Raw genomic sequence first — 18,399 nt, 5'->3', positions numbered from 1 at the left:
CGCTAGCCTCAGTGTTCAAGCGCAAGCGCGTCGGGCGCCTGCAACCGTGTGCCGTCCGCGGACGAACGCTGACCCGAAAGACGGTGGGCAGGCACCTCGATGACCTCGCCGGCGTTGATCTTGAACACCGCCACCGCCTCGGCCAGGCGCTGCGCCTGTTCCTGCAGCGAGCCCGCGGCCGCCGCGGCCTGTTCCACCAGCGCCGCGTTCTGCTGCGTCACCTCGTCCATCTGCGACACCGCGCGGTTCACCTGGTCGATGCCGCTGGACTGCTCTTCCGACGCCGCCGAGATCTCGCCCATGATGTCCGTCACGCGCTTGACCGACGCCACGATCTCCTGCATCGTCGCGCCCGCGCGCTCCACCTGCTGCGAACCCGCGCCGACCTTGCTGACCGAGTCCTCGATCAGGCCCTTGATCTCCTTGGCCGCCTGCGCGCTGCGCTGCGCCAGCGAGCGCACTTCGCCCGCCACCACCGCGAAGCCCTTGCCCTGCTCGCCCGCCCGCGCCGCTTCCACCGCCGCGTTCAGCGCCAGGATGTTGGTCTGGAACGCAATGCCGTCGATCACCGACACGATCTCGGAAATCTTGCGCGAGCTGGCCGAGATCCCGTGCATCGTCGTCACCACTTCCGACACCGCCGAACCGCCGCGCTCGGCCACGTCCGACGCGCTGGACGCCAGCTGATTGGCCTGGCGCGCGTTGTCCGCGTTCTGCTTGACGGTCGAGGCCAGCTGCTCCATCGAGGCCGCGGTCTCTTCCAGCGAGGCCGCCTGCTGCTCGGTGCGGCTGGACAGGTCCGTATTGCCGGCCGCGATCTCGTGCGAACCGACGTTGATCTCGTCCACGCCGCGACGCACCGCCGACACCGTGCGCGTCAGGCTCTCCTGCATGCGCTTGAGCGCCGCGAACAGCAGGCCGATCTCGTTGGTGTTGCGCGCCTCGATGCGGGCGGTCAAGTCACCGCCGGCGATGCGATCGAAATGGTGGCCGGCTTCCTGCAGCGGCTGCAGCACGCGGCGGCGCAGGAACACATAGGTGGCGAACACCAGCAGCGCGGCGATGACGCCGCCGGCGCTGACCGCGATCAGCACGAACTGGTAGCGCACCTGGGCGACCTCGAAGGCGTCCAGCGTCTTGCTGGCGCGCCAGAAGTCAAAGCCCTCGATGGCGCGCGCGAAGCGGCCTTCCAGCGTGTCCTGCACCATCTGCACCTGCGTCTGGTAGCCGGGCATGTCGCCCTTTTCCAGCGTGGCGGCCAGCGGGTTCAGGCCCTGCTGGATCAGGATGCTGTAGGACTCTTCGATTTCCTTGAGCGATTCGGCCGCGTCGGCGGGCTTGGCAAGGCTCTTGTAGTACTCGTACTCGGCCTGGCCCTTGTTCAGGGAGGCCTTCGCCCGCTGCAGCAGGCCGGCGGCTTCGCCGGCCAGGCCCGCCGTCGGCAGGGTCGCCTGGCCGACGTTGCGCACGATGTCCGCGTAATTGGAAGAGGCCGCGCGGCTCAGGCCGTTGAGCGCGTCCTTGTAGCTCAGGACCACCCGGCCGAGCGCATCGTCCAGTTCCTGCGATTGCTTCAGTTCGGCCAGCGTACCGTTGCTGATGCGCAGGGACAGCACGCCCAACGCGGCACCGATCACCAACATGAAAGAGAAGAACGCCAGCACCCACAACAGGCTGGCGCGTATCGTCATGTTCGCGAAAAACTTGCGCATCACAAGAACCACTCCCTGACTGCAATCGTTGAGGAAAGCGTCACATCGGGTTCAATATGACGCCTCGTCCGTTCATCCTGCCTGCCGCCCCGTTCAGGAGGCGACCTTCTCCACCAGCGCCATCTCGTCGCTGGTCATCATCTTCTCGATATCGACCAGGATGAGCATGCGCTCGTCGACCGTGCCCAGGCCCGTCAGGTACTCCGTCGACAACGTCGCGCCGAACTCGGGCGCGGGCCGGATCTGGCCGGAGTTGAGCATCAGCACGTCGGACACGCCGTCGACCACGATGCCGACCACGCGGCGCTCGAGGTTCAGGATGATGACCACGGTCTGCTCGTTGTATTCGACGCTGCCCAGGTTGAACTTGATGCGCAGGTCGACGATCGGCACGATGATGCCGCGCAGGTTGGTCACGCCCTTGATGAAGGGCGGGACATTGGCGATGCGGGTCACGGTGGCCGCGTCATAACCGCGGATTTCCTGGACCTTCAGGATGTCGATGCCGTACTCTTCGTCGCCCAGCGTGAAGACCAGGAACTCGCTGCCGACATCTTCATTGCGCGCGGCCTGCGCTTGCGGTTTGGCTGCCATGAGGTTCATTCTCCATCAATTCAAAATGGCTTCGGGCTGCGACCAACGCTCACGGTTGGCGCGCGCCAGCGCGAATACGTCGACGATCAGGGCCACGCTGCCATCGCCCAGGATGGTGGCCGCCGAAATGCCGGGCACCTTGCGGTAATTGGACTCGAGATTCTTGACCACCACCTGGTGCTGGCCAATCAGGTGATCCACCAGCAGCGCGAAACGGCGATCCTCGGCCTGCATGATGACCGCGATGGCCTGGGTGGGATCGGTCTGCGCGCCGCCCACGGAGAACACGCGGTGCATCTCGACCAGCGGCAGGTACTCGCCGCGCACCTGCATCACGCGCTCGTTGCCGGCGACCGAATAGATCTGGTCGTTGGTCGGCTGGAGCGATTCGGTCACATGGTTCAGCGGCAGGATGAAGGTCTCTTCGCCCACCCGCACCGACATGCCGTCCAGGATCGCCAGCGTCAGCGGCAGCACGATGCGCGTGGTGGTGCCGTTGCCCGGCTCGCACGACAGCTGCACGTGGCCACCCATGTCCTGGATGTTCCGGCGCACCACGTCCATGCCCACGCCACGACCGGAGATGTCCGTGACCTTCTCGGCCGTGGAGAAGCCGGGCGCGAAGATCAGTTGCCAGATTTCGTCGTCGGGCGAGTTTTCGTTGACCGGCAGGCCCTGCGACATGGCCTTCTTCAGGATCTTCTCGCGGTTCAGGCCGGCGCCGTCGTCGCTCACCTCGATCACGATGTTGCCACCGTTGTGCTGGGCGGAAAGCACCAGCTGGCCCACGGGATCCTTGCCGGACGCCACGCGCTTCTCGGGCGTCTCGATGCCGTGGTCCAGGCTGTTGCGCACCAGGTGCGTCAGCGGATCGATGATGCGCTCGATCAGGCTCTTGTCCAGTTCGGTGGCGCGGCCGTAGGTCTGCAGTTCGATCTGCTTGCCCATCTTGCCGGCGATGTCGCGCACCAGGCGCGGGAAGCGGCTGAACACGTAGTCCATCGGCATCATGCGGATGGACATCACGGCTTCCTGCAGGTCGCGCGCGTTGCGCTCGAGCTGCTCCATGCCGTTGAGCAGGCGGTCATGCAGCACAGGATCCAGCGTGGACGCGGTCTGCGCCAGCATGGCCTGGGTAATGACCAGCTCGCCCACCAGGTTGATGATCTGGTCGACTTTCTCCACGCCGACGCGGATGGAAGTCGATTCCTTGTCCGCGTGCGCGGGCGCCGCGCGGGTGGCGCGCGCCGCCTGGGTGATGGCTTCGGCAGCGGCGGCCGACTCGGCCACGGCGGGCGCGGCCGGAGCCGGCGCGACAGCAGCCGGCGCCGGCGCCTGGGCTTGCGCCTGCGCGGCGAACTGCTCGGCCGCCTGCGCGAACTGCTCGACCGGGGCCGCCGGCGCCTGCGCGCCCGGCGCCGCCTCGCGGGCGATGTTCAGCTGGTCGGCGTCGACGATGAAGCAGCAGACCGCCTCAATATCGTCAGGCGTGCAGGTGCTGTCGACCCAGACGGTCAGCGTGCCATTGGCGCGCTCGCTGGCGCGCACCTGACCCAGGTTGCCCATTTCCTCGAGCAGGGCCTCGGCGTCCTTGTCCGACACCTTGGTGATGCGCACGCGCAGCGGCAGGCCGGCGCCGTCGCCCGCCGGCGCGGCCGCCGCCGGTTCCGGGGCAGGCTCGGGTTCGGGCGCGGGCGGCGGCGCGGGGGCCGCGACGGGAGCGGGGGCCGGCGCCTGCGCGGCGGCCGCCGGATCCTTATGCTCCAGGGCCAGCTGCCTCAGTACCGCGCAGATGCGCTCGAATACGGCTTCGTCGGGCTCTTCGGAGGCCCGGTAGGCGTCCAATTGGCTTTTGAGCACGTCTTTCGTTTCCAAGAATATGTCCACCATGTCCGTGCGCAGCGCCATTTCGCCGCGACGGATCGCGTCCAGAAGGTTTTCGAGCAGGTGCGTGGTGCCGGCCAGCTGCGTGAAGCAGCCGAACGTCGCCGCGCCGCCCTTGATCGAGTGGGCGGCCCGGAAAATGGCGTTGAGCTGCTCGATGTTGGGCGAGCCCACGTCCAGCTCCAGCAGCAGCTGCTCCATCTGCGCGAGCAGCTCATCCGCCTCGTCGAAAAAGGTCTCGTAAAACTGACTGAGATCCAAACCAGAACTCATGGCCGGTACGCCTTCATAAATGAACTCGCCTACGCGCCCGGCTGCTCATTGAGCAGTTCGGACGCCAATTCCACCAGCACGTCGGGATCGACCGGCTTGGACAACCAGCCGCACACTCCCAGATCCCGGGCGGCCATCTTGCTGTCCACGTCGTCTTCCGTGGTCAGCACGAGAACGGGCACGTCCACGTACTGGTCCTCTCCCCGCAGACCCTGGATCAGCTCCAGGCCGCCCATCACGGGCATGTTCCAGTCGCTGACCACCAGGTCGATGGGATGGCTGCGGGCCATTTCCAGCGCTTCCTGGCCATTGCCTGCCGTCACGACCTTCCAGCCCGCGCCGGTCAGCGTCGCCTGCACAATCATGCGCATCGTGGCCGAATCATCGGCCACCAGTATCGTTGCCGCCATCGTTATTGAACCCCTTCGGCGCGCGGGGTGCTTTCCGCTGCGCCCTGATTGGTTTGCCCGGCGGCCCTAACCGCAGCCTGGGCCGCCTCCACCGCCGTTCCGACCTCGCGTGCATCGCGCGCGCTCACGTCGGCGGCCGCGGCGTTTTCATTCTCGATGCGCCGCTGGGTGCCCTGATTGAGCACCACAAGGCTGATACGTCTATTAACGGCTGCATACGGATCATCTTTAACCAGGCTCATGCTGGACGACAGCCCCTGGATCCGCATGACCTTGCTCTCGCTCATGCCGCCGGCCACCAGCTCCTGGCGGGACGCGTTGGCGCGGTCGGCCGACAGTTCCCAGTTGCTGTAGGCGCGCTCCCCGCGCGCGTATTGCGACGCGTCGGTATGGCCCGAGATGCTGACCTTGTTGGGCAGCTCGTTCAGGACCGGCCCCAGCTCACGCAGGATGTCGCGCATGTACGGCTGCACCTCGGCGCGACCGGTGGCGAACATGGGGCGGTTCTGATTGTCGATGATCTGGATTCGCAGGCCTTCGGTGGTCATGTCGATCAGCAGCTGCGGCCGGAAGCTCTTGAGCACCGGGCTGTTCTCGATCACGTTTTCCAGGCGCTTCTTGAGGTTTTCCAGGCGATGGTGATCGCGCCGTTCGGCGTCCACCATCGGCTGGGCCTCGACCCGGTTGCCCTGGGCGCGGCGCTCGTCGCCATCGCTGCGCAGCGGATCGCGGCCACCGCCAGGCACGGCGCTGGTCTCGGCCGAGCTGCTGGGTCCGCCGGTCAGCGCCACCCGCAGCGGCATGCGGAAGTACTCCGCGATGCCCTTGAGCTCTTCGCGCGGCACGATGCTGATCAGCCACATCACCAGGAAGAACGCCATCATGGCCGTGATGAAGTCGGCGTAGGCGATCTTCCAGCTGCCTCCGTGGTGGCCGCCGCCCCTGACCTTCTTGCGGCGGATCACCACACGGTGGTTGTTTACGGTGCTCATGGCCCGCTGCTCCGTCAGGCCTTGCCGGTGGACTTGGTCTGCCGGACGTGCTCTTCCAGCTCACCAAAGGTCGGGCGCACGGCCGAGAACAGCACCTTGCGGCCGAACTCCACCGCCAGCTGGGGCGGATAGCCATTCATGCTGGCCAGCAGCGTGGTCTTGATGCATTCCAGCACCTTGACCGCCTCGGCCGTGCGGCGGTCGACTCGCGAGGCCAGCGGCCCGACGAAGCCGTAGGCCAGCAGAATGCCCAGGAAGGTGCCCACCATGGCCTTGGAGATCAGGTCGCCCAGGATCGCGGGCGGCTGGTCCACCGCCGCCAGGGCCTTGATCACGCCCAGCACCGCCGCCACGATGCCGAAGGCCGGCAGGCCGTCGGCCATCTGTTGCAGTGCATGGGTGGGGATTTCGCGCTCGTGGCGGTAGGTTTCGATTTCCTCGTCCATGAGCGTTTCGATTTCGAACGAGCTCATGTTGCCGCTGATCATGATGCGCAGGTAGTCCGTGATGAACTCCATGAGCTTGTTGTCCTTCATGATGCGCGGGTACTCGCTGAAGATCGGGCTGGAGGCCGGATCCTCGATATGCGATTCGATGGCCATCAGGCCTTCGCGGCGCGCCTTGTTCAGCAGGACATACAAGAGCGCCATCAGCTCCATGTACACCTCTTTGCTGTACTGCGAGCTCTTGAGCGCGTCGGGCAAGGCTTTCTTGACCAGCATCAGGGACTTCTTGCTGTTGCCGGCCAGGAACGCGCCGAAGGCGGCTCCGAAGATCAGCGTGAGCTCGAAAGGCTGGTACAGCGCGCCCAGGTGGCCGCCGAGCGCGATGAAGCTGCCGACGACCGAGACGCTCACCACGAGATAACCGATAACAATCAACACATCAGGCCCCTGCCAACGAAGTCTAAAACCGGCGTCAATGATCCCCTGTTCCCCCCGACCCAAAAAGGCGGGTTACGGGGAGTTTTCCAGGGCTTTTGATGTATTTGGACGCCGCCGCTCAGGAACGGGCGGCGTCGGAGGCAGGCACGGGGCGGCTGCCGGCGCGCGCCTTGGCGGCCGCGCGCGTCTTTCCGGCGCGGGGCGGCGGCCGGCAAATGGCGCACACGAAGTCGGATTGCGGGTCGTGCGCATGGGCGATGAAATGGCCGCCGCACTGGCGGCAGGCCGACAGTTGCAGCATGCCGCTGTCGAAGAAGCGGGCCAGCATCCAGGCACGGGTGAAGCTCAGCACCGGTTCGCCGGACTCGGCGTTGTCCACGCCCGAGTTTTCCAGGTACAGCCGGTAGGCGTCGATGACCGCGCGGATGCCCTTGCTGGTGGTGCGCGCGTTCAGGAAGGAATAGACGTTGTAGAACAGCGAGGAATGGATATTCGGCAGCCAGGTCATGAACCAGTCCACCGAGAAAGGCAGCATGCCCTTGGGAGGCGAGCAGCCGCGTATTTCCCGATACAGGCGCGCCAGGCGGTCGTGGCTGAGACTGGTCTCAGCCTCCAGCACCTGCAACCGCGCGCCCAGTGAAATCATCGAGCTGGCAAGCAGAATGTCGTCGGCTTCCTGCGAAACGCTCTTGATGGCCATGACTGATTATCCGTGTGGGATCCGGAAAGGCCGTCAGGCCAGCTCTTCGACCGGCTGTTTCGCCAGCAGGATCGTCGCATGCGCTTGCTGCAGCGCGCCGCCGAGCACATCGTGCGTCAGCGCGGACAGCAGGCTGTAGTCATCGAAACGGAAGCGGCACAGCAGCGAGCTGGAGCTGGCCAGCTTCACCAGCTGCGCCGGCGACAGGCGCATCAGGATATCGGCGACTTCGTTGCTGAATCCCAGACGGAACATGGATGCGGCATAGTCGTCGCGCAGCATGCGCTGCGCCAACAACAGATAGGACAGATTCACTTCACGAATATCTGCCAGCAAAGAATTCTCGACTTGTTGCACGCCCGACTCCCTATTCCCTATCCCACGCAAGGGGCTTGATTACCAAGGGCAACGCATGTTTTGTTGCATGATTGCCCGCTGCATCCTGTTTTAATGCGAAATGTATCATTTGTTCGCAATTTAAGTAAAATTTACCACAGGTCATGTCATTTTCTATGACTTATATGACAAATCTTTGTTGATATTGCGCAACTTGCGATTTTAGATACACCTTGACATGCAATTCTTGGCCAAATTTACGTCAATTTGCCAAATAGGCATTCAAAAAGTTGCGTGCTTTAAGGAATGAAAAGAGCGCATTTGCCGACAATGACAACTTGCCGATCACTTATCCTTGCCCCGCTTTAGTGCAGCCGCGCGTTTGTCGACAATGTCGCAAATTGACAACGATCGACGGCGCGTGAAGATGGACACCGCCTGACCTTTCCGCAATGCCCCACGCAGATGACAGCTTGGTCGAATATGCCCCGCTAGTGCGGAAGCTGGCCCTGCAATTGCTCGCCCGCCTGCCGGCCAGCGTCGAGCTCGACGACCTCATACAGGCCGGCATGATCGGCCTGCTCGATGCTGTCCGTCGTTATCAGGAAACCGCCGACGCGCAGTTCGAGACCTACGCCACCACCCGCATCCGCGGCGCCATGCTGGACGAGTTGCGCGGCCAGGACTGGCTGCCTCGCAGCGTGCGCGCCAAGGCGCGCAAGATCGAGCAGGCCATCCAGCAGCTCGAGCAGCGCCTGATGCGCGCGCCCACCGAGGCCGAGATCGCCCAGCAGCTGGAATTGCCGCTGAATGAATACCAGGCGCTGCTGCACGACGCGCAAGGCGTGCAGATCGTGCATTACGAGGATTTCACGACCGACGCCGAGACTGGCCCGGGCGCGCAATCGGACTGGAGCGCCACGCTGAACCACGGCTCGGCCACCGGCAATCCGCTGGATTCCCTGCTGGCGGGCGATTTCCGCCAGGCGCTGGTGCACGCCATCGACGCCCTGCCCGATCGCGAAAAGCTGCTGCTGTCGCTGTGTTACGAGCAAGGCCTGAACCTGAAGGAAATCGGCGCGATCATGAACGTGACCGAGGCCCGCGTCTGCCAGCTGCGCTCGCAGGCCACGGCGCGGATTCGCGCCAAGCTGAAGGAACAGGCCTGGCAGGATCTGCCCAAGGAAGGGCAGATCGCGCAGATTATTTAGCGCTCTGTTTGCAGGGTTCGCACGCGAGCTGTTCGTGCCAAGCGTGCAAGATCCCGGCGAATTCCGCCGTTATTCCCCCCATTTCTTCGCGCGAGCGACAGCTAACCTTCAGACTGGCGCGCATCATGGCGCCGGCATGGGCCGGCGCCAGCGCACTCGCTCTACCGCCCCCAGGAATACGCAATGACCGATACCGACGCCGTCACCCAGGCGCTAGCCGCGGCCTACGACGAAACGCCTTACCAATCGAATGCCTTCTCGATCTCTGCCCCCGGCCATCTGCGAGCCGTGGCGGCGCTGTATGGCATCAGCGCGCCGCCCGTGGCGAACGCCCGCGTTCTGGAATTGGGCTGCGCCGCCGGCGGCAACCTGCTGCCCTACGCCGTCGCCCATCCCGAAGCCCGGGCCGTGGGCGTAGACCTGTCTGTGCAGCAGATCGAAGCCGGCCAGTCCATCGTCAAGGCCATGGGCCTGAAGAATCTGGACCTGCGCGCGATGAGCATCACGGACATCACGCCCGAGTTCGGACAGTTCGACTACATCATCGTGCATGGCGTGTTCAGCTGGGTGCCGCCGGAAGTGCGCGAAGCCATCTTGCGTGTGTGCCGGGAAAACCTGGCGCCTGAAGGTATTGCCTATGTCAGCTACAACACCTATCCAGGCTGGAAGGCGTCGGACGTGGTGCGGGATGCGATGATCCTGAACAGCCATGACGCGCAGACGCCGGAGGAACGGCTAGCGCGGGCCAAGGATATGCTGGCCATGCTGGAAAACGGGCTGTCCAACAACAATCCGCTACGCTCAGCCTTGCAGCAGGCGGCGCGCCAGGTACGCAAGCAATCCGACTATTACCTGATGCACGAGCACCTGGAGGAGGTCAACGCGCCCTGCTATTTCCTGGAATTCGTCGCCGCGGCCCAGCAAGCGGGGTTGGCCTATCTGGCCGATGCGGAACCGCAGTCCATGATCTCCACCAACTACGGCGACAACGTGGCCATGCTGCATGGCGCCTTGTCCGCCGATGCCGGCCGTGAAATGCGCGAGCAGTATCTGGATTTCGCTGTAGGCAGGCAATTTCGCAAGAGCCTGCTGATCCACGCCGACCGAGCAGAGAAAATCCTGGATCGTCCCGAAGCGAACGCGCTGGAAAAAATGCATGTGGCTGCGCGCCTGACACAAGCGCGGGCGCCAGCCGGCGCCCCGTCCAAGGAACGACACTATCTGACCGCAAATGGCGTCGGCTTGTCTTCCCAGGCGTCCAGTTTCGTGGCCATCGCCGAAGCCCTGCGGCTGGCCTGGCCCCGCGCCCTGACCTTCCAGGAACTCCTGGACGCCGCGCGCCCAAAGGCAAAGAAGACGACGACCGATGCACAACTGGGCGAGGAAATCCTGACCCATCTTGTGCTGCTCCTGAACGCCAATGCGCTGTGCTATCGGCTTGAACCCGTGGGCTACGCCCATGAAGAGCCGCAGCCTCGCTGGATCCCGGGCCTGACGCACCTGCGTGCCATCGACATCCAGGGCAGCAGAATGATTGGCCAATACAACCTGTGGCATCAATCCCTGCGCCCGCCGGTCGACGAGGTACACCGATTCGTGGGCCAGCACATCGACAAGGGCACTTCGCTACCCGAACTGCGCACCAGGCTGCGCGATGCACTCGCATCTGGCGAACTGGCACACCCCAATGGAAAATCAATGAAGCGCGTCCGCAACCTGGATCCTGTTGCACAATCCCTCTTGTCTGACGTGCTGAATCAGTTGCGCACTCTCGGTCTGCTTATATAGAAGGGCAGCGCGATCATCGCCAGGCATGGGAAAGGGGCTATCTGCCCCTTTTTTCTTATGACGCGGCGCACAGCAGCCACAGCATGGCAATGATCGAAAAGCACGCCTTTCTCAAATTTGCCCTAAAGAATGTTTTTTGACTGCCGTAATCCTGGCAACGGATGAACTTGAAAACCTCAAATTCAGTTCCTCACGTTACAGTTGGGCGGCCTAGCTGCCCGGTTTGAAGAAGCCTTTCTCTCCTTGGGAGCCTAAACATGGCTGCAGTCATCAATACCAACTACTTGTCGCTGGTTGCCCAGAACAACCTGAACAAGTCCCAGTCCGCCCTGGGTACCGCCATCGAACGCCTGTCGTCGGGCCTGCGCATCAACAGCGCCAAGGACGACGCCGCCGGCATGGCCATCGCCAACCGCTTCACCGCGAACGTCAAGGGCCTGACCCAAGCCGCCCGCAACGCCAACGACGGCATCTCGCTGGCTCAAACGACCGAAGGCGCGTCGAGCGAAGTCAACACCCACCTGCAGCGCGTGCGCGAACTGGCCGTTCAGGCCGGTAACGGCAACTACTCGCAAGAGCAGCTGGATTCGATGCAAGATGAAATCAACCAGCGCCTGTCCGACATCAACCGCATCTCGCAACAGACCGACTTCAACGGCGTGAAGGTCCTGTCGGCCAACGCCAAGCCCCTGACGCTGCAAGTTGGCGCCAACGACGGCGAAACCATCACCCTGAACCTGTCGGAAATCAGCGTCAAGACGCTGGGTCTGAACGGCTTCAACGTGAATGGCAAGGGTGTGGTGGACAACCGTTCGGCCAACATCAATGATCTGACTGGCCCGAATGTCACCGCGTCTGCATCTGGTTTGCCGAACCAATATGATGTCACGACCAAAAACGTTGATGCGAAGGCGTCTGATTTGCTGGGTAAGTTCAAGAACGGTGACAGCATTACCGTTGATCCCGCCGGCACGCCGACGAAGTATACATATGATGCTACTGCTGGCAACTTCACCTACACCAAGGTTGACAACAGCGCAAATATCGAAGCGGCAATTAAGGGCAAAATCGGTTCGACCCCTGTAAGCGCTACCTATAAGAACACCAAGGAAACGGTCGATATCAAGATCGATTCCAACGGCAATATTACTGATACCAGCGGCAAGGCGCTGTATTGGGATCCCACTGCCGGCAACCTGTCTGCGACCGACAATAAGGCTGCTGGCGGCAATCTGTCCCAGGCTAAACTTAAAGATCTGACCGACTATGCAGCAGGCGGCTCGGCTACCGTGGATCGGTCGGGTGTGGCTCTGAGCATCGGCGGCACTACCTACAAGGGACAAGCTGCTGCTGCTGATATTGCCTTCCAAACCACCGCAACCACCGACCAAGTTCTGACAGCCCTCAACGGCAAGACTGGTTCGGCCACGATGGGCTCTGGCATCCAGGCCGCCACTGTCGATATCAGCGCTACCGGCGTCTTGACGCAGAAGGATGCAGTCGTGCCCGCCAACAGCAACAAGCTGTACCTCGACGGCAAGGGAGAACTGAGCATCGTTGAAAAAACCGTTCAACGCTTCCAGTTCGATCAGCTCACGGGCAAGGTCCTGGCCATTGCCGGTGGCGATACCTTCAAGAACGATGGCGCCAGCAAGTCCATGTCCACGGATCCCAATGCCGCCTCCATCGGCAAGGAACTGAAGATCGACTCGAGCGGCAAGATGACGTTCGAAGCCCAGAGCAAAGGCGACAAGACCACCGACCCGCTCAAGACCCTGGACTCCGCGTTCAAGGTCCTGAACAAGCTGACCGGCGAGCTGGGTGCTGTGCAGAACCGTCTGGAATCGACGATCGCCAACCTGAACAACGTCGTCAACAACCTGTCGGGCGCCCGCTCGCGGATCCAGGACGCGGACTACGCCACGGAAGTGTCGAACATGTCCAAGAACCAGATCCTGCAACAGGCTGGTACCTCGGTTCTGGCGCAAGCCAACCAAGTGCCGCAAACCGTTCTGTCGCTGCTGCGTTAATCACGCCTCAGCAGGAACGGCCGGGCAGGTCCGGACCGCGAGGTCCGGCTTGCCCGACCTGGCACGGGGACCTTCGGGTCCCACCCAAGCACAAAGCCGGCGCAAGCCGGCTTTGTGCTTTCCCGCGCGCGGGCTACTCTGACGACGGATCCCGGATCTGCCGCGGTCGCAGGATCGCATGCTGCGCGCCGCCAGGCGCGAGAAAGCCCGCCTGAACTTGCGTGACCGCACGGCTCCCCTTCGTGTCGCGTCCGCCTTCCGGACACATGCTTGCACCCTGCTGGCAAGTGCCTGCCGCAGCCGGCCTTTTGCCCGCTTATTCGTTTTTTTGACCGCTACGCGCGCCCCTCATAATTGCGGTCGCATGATTTTGTATCTATAGTTTTCTCAACATGACCGCCACGCCGTCCGATCCCCTCGCTACGCAGCATGACAGCACTCCGGATCGCAATGATCAGGCGCCGGCGGATGCCCAACGCCTGCTCGAGGAAAACCGCGCCCTGCGCGAATTGCTGGCCGCCCAGGTCAGCGCGCAGCTGCCCCGTCCGCCCGGCGTGGTCCGGCGCCTGGCCTGGTGGCTGATCAGCGCGCCCGGGGCCACGCTTGTCCGCTGGCGCAGCCTGCTTGGCCGCGAAGACGCGCCCCCCATCACCGGCAAGCGCGTGGGCTGGGCCACGCTGACCGTGCTCTACACCCTGGCGATCTACGGCGCGCTGGTGCTGCTGGTCGTGTACTGGAGCACGCCCAATTCTGAGCGCACCGGCGCGTCGGCCGCCAGCCCCGTGCGGCTGCCGCTGCAGCCCTTGCAGCCCCTACCGGGTTTGGGACAGGAGCATGCCGATACCCCCCCGGAAGAACCCCGCCACGCACCGGAGCACGAGTCGGCCCCGCCCACGTCCCCCCACACGCCATCCGGCCCCACGGCTGAAGCGCCCTCGCGGCATACCGACACGCCGGGGACTGGCACCCCTTCCACGGCCACGCCTCCGCCGGCCCCGGTGCCCGCGCCCGTCCCCACGCTCCGGATCACCGAAATCCCCGCCGAACCGCGCGGCAGCTGGCTGGATGCATTGAAGGCAAAGCTGCAACGCTGCGCGGGATTGAGTTTCTTCGACCGGCCGGACTGCGCCTGGGCCGCACGCAAGCAATACTGCGAACCCAACCAAGGATGGGGTACCGTCAAGGAATGCCCTGCCCGCCCGTGAACGGGCCGGTCGGCCCGTCCGAGCCCACGCATGGTCAAGAATGAGCAAAAAATACCCGGCAGGACGCCGGATGCCGCCCCCCGAAATGCGGAAACTACGCGACAATAACCCCCACTAGGCTCATTCCCGGGCCACCCACGCAGGAACCCCAGACATGGACTCCGTCAACAACGCCGTCAACACCGTCCTGGCCATGCGCGACGCGCAAACGGTCGATCAAATCCAGGCCACCTTGCTCAAGAAAGTGCTGAACATGCAGTCGCAAACCGTGGCCACGCTGATGCAGGGCGCCGTGCCGGCCATGGCCCAGGACGCCACGCTGGGCTCGCGGGTCAATACGCACGCCTGAGCACGCGGGCCTCGCTGCGCCCGCCAGCCCTTGCGGCGATTGCCGAATCCCCACACAGCAATGGCTGCGTGGGGATTTTCTTTTTGCAGCCTGCGGTGGCGAGGATCGGATATCAGCCCGATCACCGTGGCTTGCGCAACATGGAGCACCCGAACGACGAGACTGAATTCAGACTAAAATAAGTCCGATACATCTATTTAGCTGGAGCTCTGCCCATGAAGTACTCAACACAGGTCAAACCGATCTCATATCTCAAGAGTCATGCGGCCGAAATCGTCACGACCCTGTCCCAGACGCGCGAACCGTTGTTGATCACCCAAAATGGCGAGGCCAAGCTCGTCGTCATGGATGTGCAAAGCTATGAAGAGCAGGAACAGGCGATTGCCTTGCTCCAGCTGCTTGCGCAAGGCCGCAGGGAAATAGAGGAAGGCCGGACGATCCCGGCCACGGATGTATTCGCGCGGATTGAAGCCATGGACCAGGAAGACCCTGCATGACGCATCGGGTCGTGTTTCTTCAGTCCGCAGCCGACGATCTGTTCGAGATCCGGCGCTATGTCATCAAGCACTTCTCTCCGTCCACCTGGCTGGACGCCTACGCGAAGATCAAGAAGGCGGTCCTGAATCTGGAGCGCTTTCCCGGCGCCGGCCATGCGCCGCCCGAGCTGCCCGCCACTCACTTTCTCGAGATCATTGCCGCCAAGAACCGGGTGATCTACGAAGTCGTCAGTGACGTCGTTTACATCCACGTCATCTGCGATTGCAGGCAGGACTTCAAAACGAAACTGGCGAGACGGCCCTTGCGCGCGCTCAGGCCGTAGCACGACAGCCCGGCAGATGCCCCGATGCAAGCCGAACCAGCAGCCCACAACGGCACGGCACCGCGCCGTGCATGTCCGCCGCAACCGTGCGGGCCGCTATATCGTTTCACCGCCACGCAGCTCAATCCGCAGACGAGCCCGCGTCGCCGCCTGCTGCAACTTCTCACCCAGCACCTCGCGCGACGGCAAGGCCGTCAGGTATTCGGCGACGTGTATCCCTGATCGGTCCAGTTCCAGCAGTTCGATCTGCTCGCGCTTCTTGCCCGTGCACAGGATGATCCCCAGTGGCGCGGCCTCGCCGGGTTCGCGTTCGTGCCTGTCCAGCCAGCGCAGATACAGCTCCATCTGGCCCTTGTGCGCTGCCTCGAAGTCGCCGATCTTCAGCTCGACGGCGACCAATCGCCTCAGCTTGCGGTTGTAGAACAGCAGATCCAGATGGAAATCCTCGTCGTCGATCTGGATGCGCTTCTGCCTCGCCAGGAAGGAAAAGCCCGCACCCAGTTCCAGCAGGAAGGACTCCATCTCGCGGATGATCGCGCCTTCCAGGTCGCCTTCCTGCCAGCTGTCCTGCAGGCCCAGGAAGTCCAGGATGTACGGGTCGCGCATCACCAGCGCCGGCGACATGCGCTGCGCGCCGGCCAGGGTTGCCAGTTCCTGGGCGATCAATTCATCCGGTTTTTGGGACAGCGCCGTGCGTTCGTAGAGCATGGAGTTGATGCGCTCGCGCAGGGTGCGCACGCTCCAGCGTTCGATGCTGGCCATTTGTGCGTAGTAGTCGCGTTGGAGCGGGTCTTTCAACGGGATCAGGGCGATAAAATGGGTCCAGCTCAATTGTCGTATCAGCGATACGACAATCTGCTCGTCTGGAAAGGTCGTGGCGAACTGCACCATGCGGCGCAGGTTCTTGACCGAAAAACTGCTGCCATACTCCCGCACCAACTGCGCCGCTACATTGGGCAGCACTTCCTCGCCGTAGTCGGCCCGCCGCCCCTCAAGTACTTGCGCGTGGATGCGTTGGCCGATACGCCAATAGAGCATCGTCAACTCGCTGTTCACCGCCGAGGCGGCACGCTGCCGAGCCCCCTCGATCAATATCCGGATATCCCCCAGCAACGCCTCCGGCGCCGTCTCGGGCACCGTCGCTACGGATGTCTTGCCTTTGGCCATGCCATCACCTCCCATAGGATGGATGAGTCGGCCATCGCACCATGCCAAGCTGCCACATGCCCGCACACCCTGGGCGTGAACATAGCGCAGGGCCGCCATCCCGGTCCGGCCGACAGTGACAAATCTGTCCATCCTTGTCCGCCCCTTCTGGCGCTGTTCCCCCAAAGCACGCGGCGCGCACCCGCATCGGCCAGACAAAAAAAATCCCCGCGCAGCGTCGCCGCCGCGCGGGGATTTCGCAGACAAACCGCGTCTGCTTACTTCTTCTTCATCGGCGGCAAGTCCGTGCACACGCCTTCGGCCACTTCCGCGGCCATGCCGACCGATTCACCCAGCGTGGGGTGCGGGTGGATGGTCTTGGCGATGTCGATCACGTCCGCGCCCATTTCCACGGCCAGGGCCACTTCGCTGATCAGGTCGCCGGCGTGGGTGCCCACGATGCCGCCGCCCAGGATGCGGTGCGTATCCGCGTCGAAGATCAGCTTGGTGAAGCCCTCGTCGCGGCCATTGGCGATGGCGCGGCCGGAGGCGGCCCAGGGGAACACGCCCTTCTCGAACTTAATGCCCTGCTTCTTGGCCTCGTCTTCCGTCAAGCCCACCCAGGCCACTTCCGGATCGGTGTAGGCCACCGACGGAATGACGCGGGCGTCGAAGAAGGACTTCTGGCCGGCCGCCGCTTCCGCCGCCACATGGCCTTCATGCACGGCCTTGTGCGCCAGCATGGGCTGGCCCACGATGTCGCCGATGGCGTAGATGTGCGGCACGTTGGTGCGCATCTGCTTGTCGACCTCGATGAAACCGCGGTCGGTGACGGCGATGCCCGCCTTGTCGGCGCCGATCTTCTTGCCGTTGGGGCTGCGGCCCACGGCCTGCAGCACCAGGTCGTAGCGCTGGGGCTCCTTGGGCGCGCCCTCGCCTTCGAAGCTGACGTAGATGCCGTCCTTCTTCGCCTCGGCGCCCACGGTCTTGGTCTTCAACATGATGTTGTCGAAGCGGTAGGCATTCTTCTTCTGCCACACCTTGACCATATCGCGGTCGGCGCCCTGCATCAGGCCGTCCAGCATTTCCACCACGTCCAGGCGCGCGCCCAGTGTGGAGTACACCGTGCCCATTTCCAGGCCGATGATGCCGCCGCCGACGATCAGCATCTTCTTGGGGATCTCGCGCAGCAGCAGCGCGCCGGTCGAGTCGACGATGCGCTCGTCCTGCGGCAGGAACGGCAGCTTCACCGACTGGCTGCCGGCGGCGATGATGGCCTGCTTGAAGCGCAGCGTCTGGACCTTGCCGTCCTTGCCCGTGACTTTCAGGTGATGCGGATCGACGAACTCACCCACGCCGTGTGCCACGGTGACCTTGCGCGCCTTGGCCATGCCGGCCAGGCCGCCGGTCAGCTTGGCGACCACGCTGTCCTTGTAGCCGCGCAGCTTGTCCAGGTCGATCTTCGGCTCGCCGAAGCTGATGCCGTGGGCGGCCAGCTCGCGTGCCTCGTCGATGATCGCGGCGTTGTGCAGCAGCGCCTTGGACGGGATGCAGCCCACGTTCAGGCAGACGCCGCCCAGCGTGTCGTAGCGCTCCACCAGCACGGTGGACAGACCCAGGTCGGCGGCGCGGAAGGCGGCCGAATAGCCGCCGGGGCCGGCGCCCAGCACCAGCATGTCGTACTCGGCATCGGCCGAGCCGCCGAAGCTGGCGGCGGCCGGAGCCGGGGTCGACGCAACGGCGGCGGCAGGCTTGGCCGCTTCCGCAGCCTTGGCCGGCGCGGCGGCGGCGGGCGCGGCGGCCGGCGCGGCGGCGGCTCCTGCCGCCTCCACTTCCAGCACCACCGTGCCTTCCGCGACCTTGTCGCCTACCTTCACGCTGATCGACTTCACCACCCCGCCCTGCGAGGCCGGAATCTCCATCGACGCCTTGTCGGACTCCACCGTGATCAGGCTCTGCTCGGCCTTGATCGTGTCGCCCACCGACACCAGCACTTCGATGACTTCCACTTCCTTGAAGTCGCCGATGTCCGGAACCTTGATTTGAACGGTATTGCTCATGAAGG

Annotated in this window: 17 protein-coding genes; 7 read left to right on the top strand and 10 right to left on the bottom strand. The window is 63.8% G+C overall.

The genetic code is table 11. The features are described from left to right. Window positions 1-8: 8 nt before the first annotated feature. The 8 genes from C2U31_RS17975 to flhD all read right to left on the bottom strand — a co-directional run bounded on the left by C2U31_RS17975 (window position 9) and on the right by flhD (window position 7,806). Window positions 9-1,712, bottom strand: a complete 1,704-nt coding sequence (locus tag C2U31_RS17975) for a methyl-accepting chemotaxis protein (RefSeq protein WP_103274011.1) — start codon at window positions 1,710-1,712, stop codon at window positions 9-11. Between the two features lie 93 nt (window positions 1,713-1,805). Beyond that, window positions 1,806-2,306, bottom strand: a complete 501-nt coding sequence (gene cheW / locus C2U31_RS17970; RefSeq protein ID WP_103276433.1) for a chemotaxis protein CheW — start codon at window positions 2,304-2,306, stop codon at window positions 1,806-1,808. A 15-nt stretch (window positions 2,307-2,321) separates the two neighbouring features. Then, window positions 2,322-4,463 carry a chemotaxis protein CheA gene (gene cheA, locus C2U31_RS17965; protein ID WP_103274010.1) on the bottom strand — a complete coding sequence of 714 codons (2,142 nt, stop codon included), beginning with the start codon at window positions 4,461-4,463 and terminating at the stop codon, window positions 2,322-2,324. 29 nt (window positions 4,464-4,492) lie between these two features. Then, window positions 4,493-4,873, bottom strand: coding sequence for a response regulator (locus C2U31_RS17960; protein WP_103274009.1), 381 nt, complete (start codon window positions 4,871-4,873; stop codon window positions 4,493-4,495). Window positions 4,874-4,875: 2 nt separating this feature from the next. After that, on the bottom strand, window positions 4,876-5,865 hold the full coding sequence (motB, locus tag C2U31_RS17955) for a flagellar motor protein MotB (protein ID WP_103274008.1): 990 nt from the start codon (window positions 5,863-5,865) through the stop codon (window positions 4,876-4,878). A gap of 14 nt (window positions 5,866-5,879) precedes the next feature. Then, window positions 5,880-6,749, bottom strand: coding sequence for a flagellar motor stator protein MotA (motA, locus tag C2U31_RS17950; RefSeq protein ID WP_103274007.1), 870 nt, complete (start codon window positions 6,747-6,749; stop codon window positions 5,880-5,882). Between the two features lie 118 nt (window positions 6,750-6,867). After that, window positions 6,868-7,449, bottom strand: a complete 582-nt coding sequence (gene flhC, locus C2U31_RS17945; protein WP_103274006.1) for a flagellar transcriptional regulator FlhC — start codon at window positions 7,447-7,449, stop codon at window positions 6,868-6,870. Between the two features lie 33 nt (window positions 7,450-7,482). Continuing rightward, entirely contained in the window at window positions 7,483-7,806 is a 324-nt protein-coding gene (flhD, locus tag C2U31_RS17940; RefSeq protein ID WP_006219025.1) for a flagellar transcriptional regulator FlhD, read from the bottom strand. A 431-nt stretch (window positions 7,807-8,237) separates the two neighbouring features. Between flhD and C2U31_RS17935 the strand changes: the two genes are divergently transcribed. From C2U31_RS17935 to C2U31_RS17905, 7 genes are all read left to right on the top strand, one after another. Continuing rightward, a complete protein-coding gene (locus tag C2U31_RS17935; protein WP_103274005.1) occupies window positions 8,238-8,996 on the top strand; it encodes an RNA polymerase sigma factor FliA in 759 nt (252 codons plus the stop codon). Between the two features lie 183 nt (window positions 8,997-9,179). Then, window positions 9,180-10,784 carry a methyltransferase regulatory domain-containing protein gene (locus C2U31_RS17930; RefSeq protein WP_103274004.1) on the top strand — a complete coding sequence of 535 codons (1,605 nt, stop codon included), beginning with the start codon at window positions 9,180-9,182 and terminating at the stop codon, window positions 10,782-10,784. Between the two features lie 257 nt (window positions 10,785-11,041). Continuing rightward, window positions 11,042-12,814, top strand: coding sequence for a flagellin (locus C2U31_RS17925; RefSeq protein WP_103274003.1), 1,773 nt, complete (start codon window positions 11,042-11,044; stop codon window positions 12,812-12,814). 392 nt (window positions 12,815-13,206) lie between these two features. Beyond that, window positions 13,207-14,019, top strand: a complete 813-nt coding sequence (locus C2U31_RS17920; protein WP_103274002.1) for a hypothetical protein — start codon at window positions 13,207-13,209, stop codon at window positions 14,017-14,019. Window positions 14,020-14,173: 154 nt separating this feature from the next. Further along, entirely contained in the window at window positions 14,174-14,368 is a 195-nt protein-coding gene (locus C2U31_RS17915; RefSeq protein WP_103274001.1) for a putative motility protein, read from the top strand. 215 nt (window positions 14,369-14,583) lie between these two features. Then, window positions 14,584-14,865, top strand: a complete 282-nt coding sequence (locus C2U31_RS17910; protein ID WP_103274000.1) for a type II toxin-antitoxin system Phd/YefM family antitoxin — start codon at window positions 14,584-14,586, stop codon at window positions 14,863-14,865. Beyond that, window positions 14,862-15,188 (top strand): type II toxin-antitoxin system RelE/ParE family toxin, encoded by a 327-nt coding sequence (locus C2U31_RS17905; RefSeq protein ID WP_103273999.1) that lies wholly within the window; start codon window positions 14,862-14,864, stop codon window positions 15,186-15,188. The genes C2U31_RS17910 and C2U31_RS17905 overlap by 4 nt, the downstream gene beginning before the upstream one ends. 96 nt (window positions 15,189-15,284) lie before the next feature. Here C2U31_RS17905 and C2U31_RS17900 read toward each other — a convergent pair whose 3' ends face one another. Further along, window positions 15,285-16,355, bottom strand: coding sequence for a YhcG family protein (locus C2U31_RS17900; RefSeq protein ID WP_103273998.1), 1,071 nt, complete (start codon window positions 16,353-16,355; stop codon window positions 15,285-15,287). Window positions 16,356-16,612: 257 nt separating this feature from the next. Continuing rightward, complete coding sequence (gene lpdA / locus C2U31_RS17895) at window positions 16,613-18,394, bottom strand: dihydrolipoyl dehydrogenase (protein WP_103273997.1); 1,782 nt, start codon at window positions 18,392-18,394, stop codon at window positions 16,613-16,615. Window positions 18,395-18,399: the final 5 nt, after the last annotated feature.

It is taken from the genome of Achromobacter sp. AONIH1 (genome assembly GCF_002902905.1).
GTDB lineage: Bacteria > Pseudomonadota > Gammaproteobacteria > Burkholderiales > Burkholderiaceae_B > Achromobacter.
This window is presented reverse-complemented; position numbering and strand designations above follow the sequence as displayed.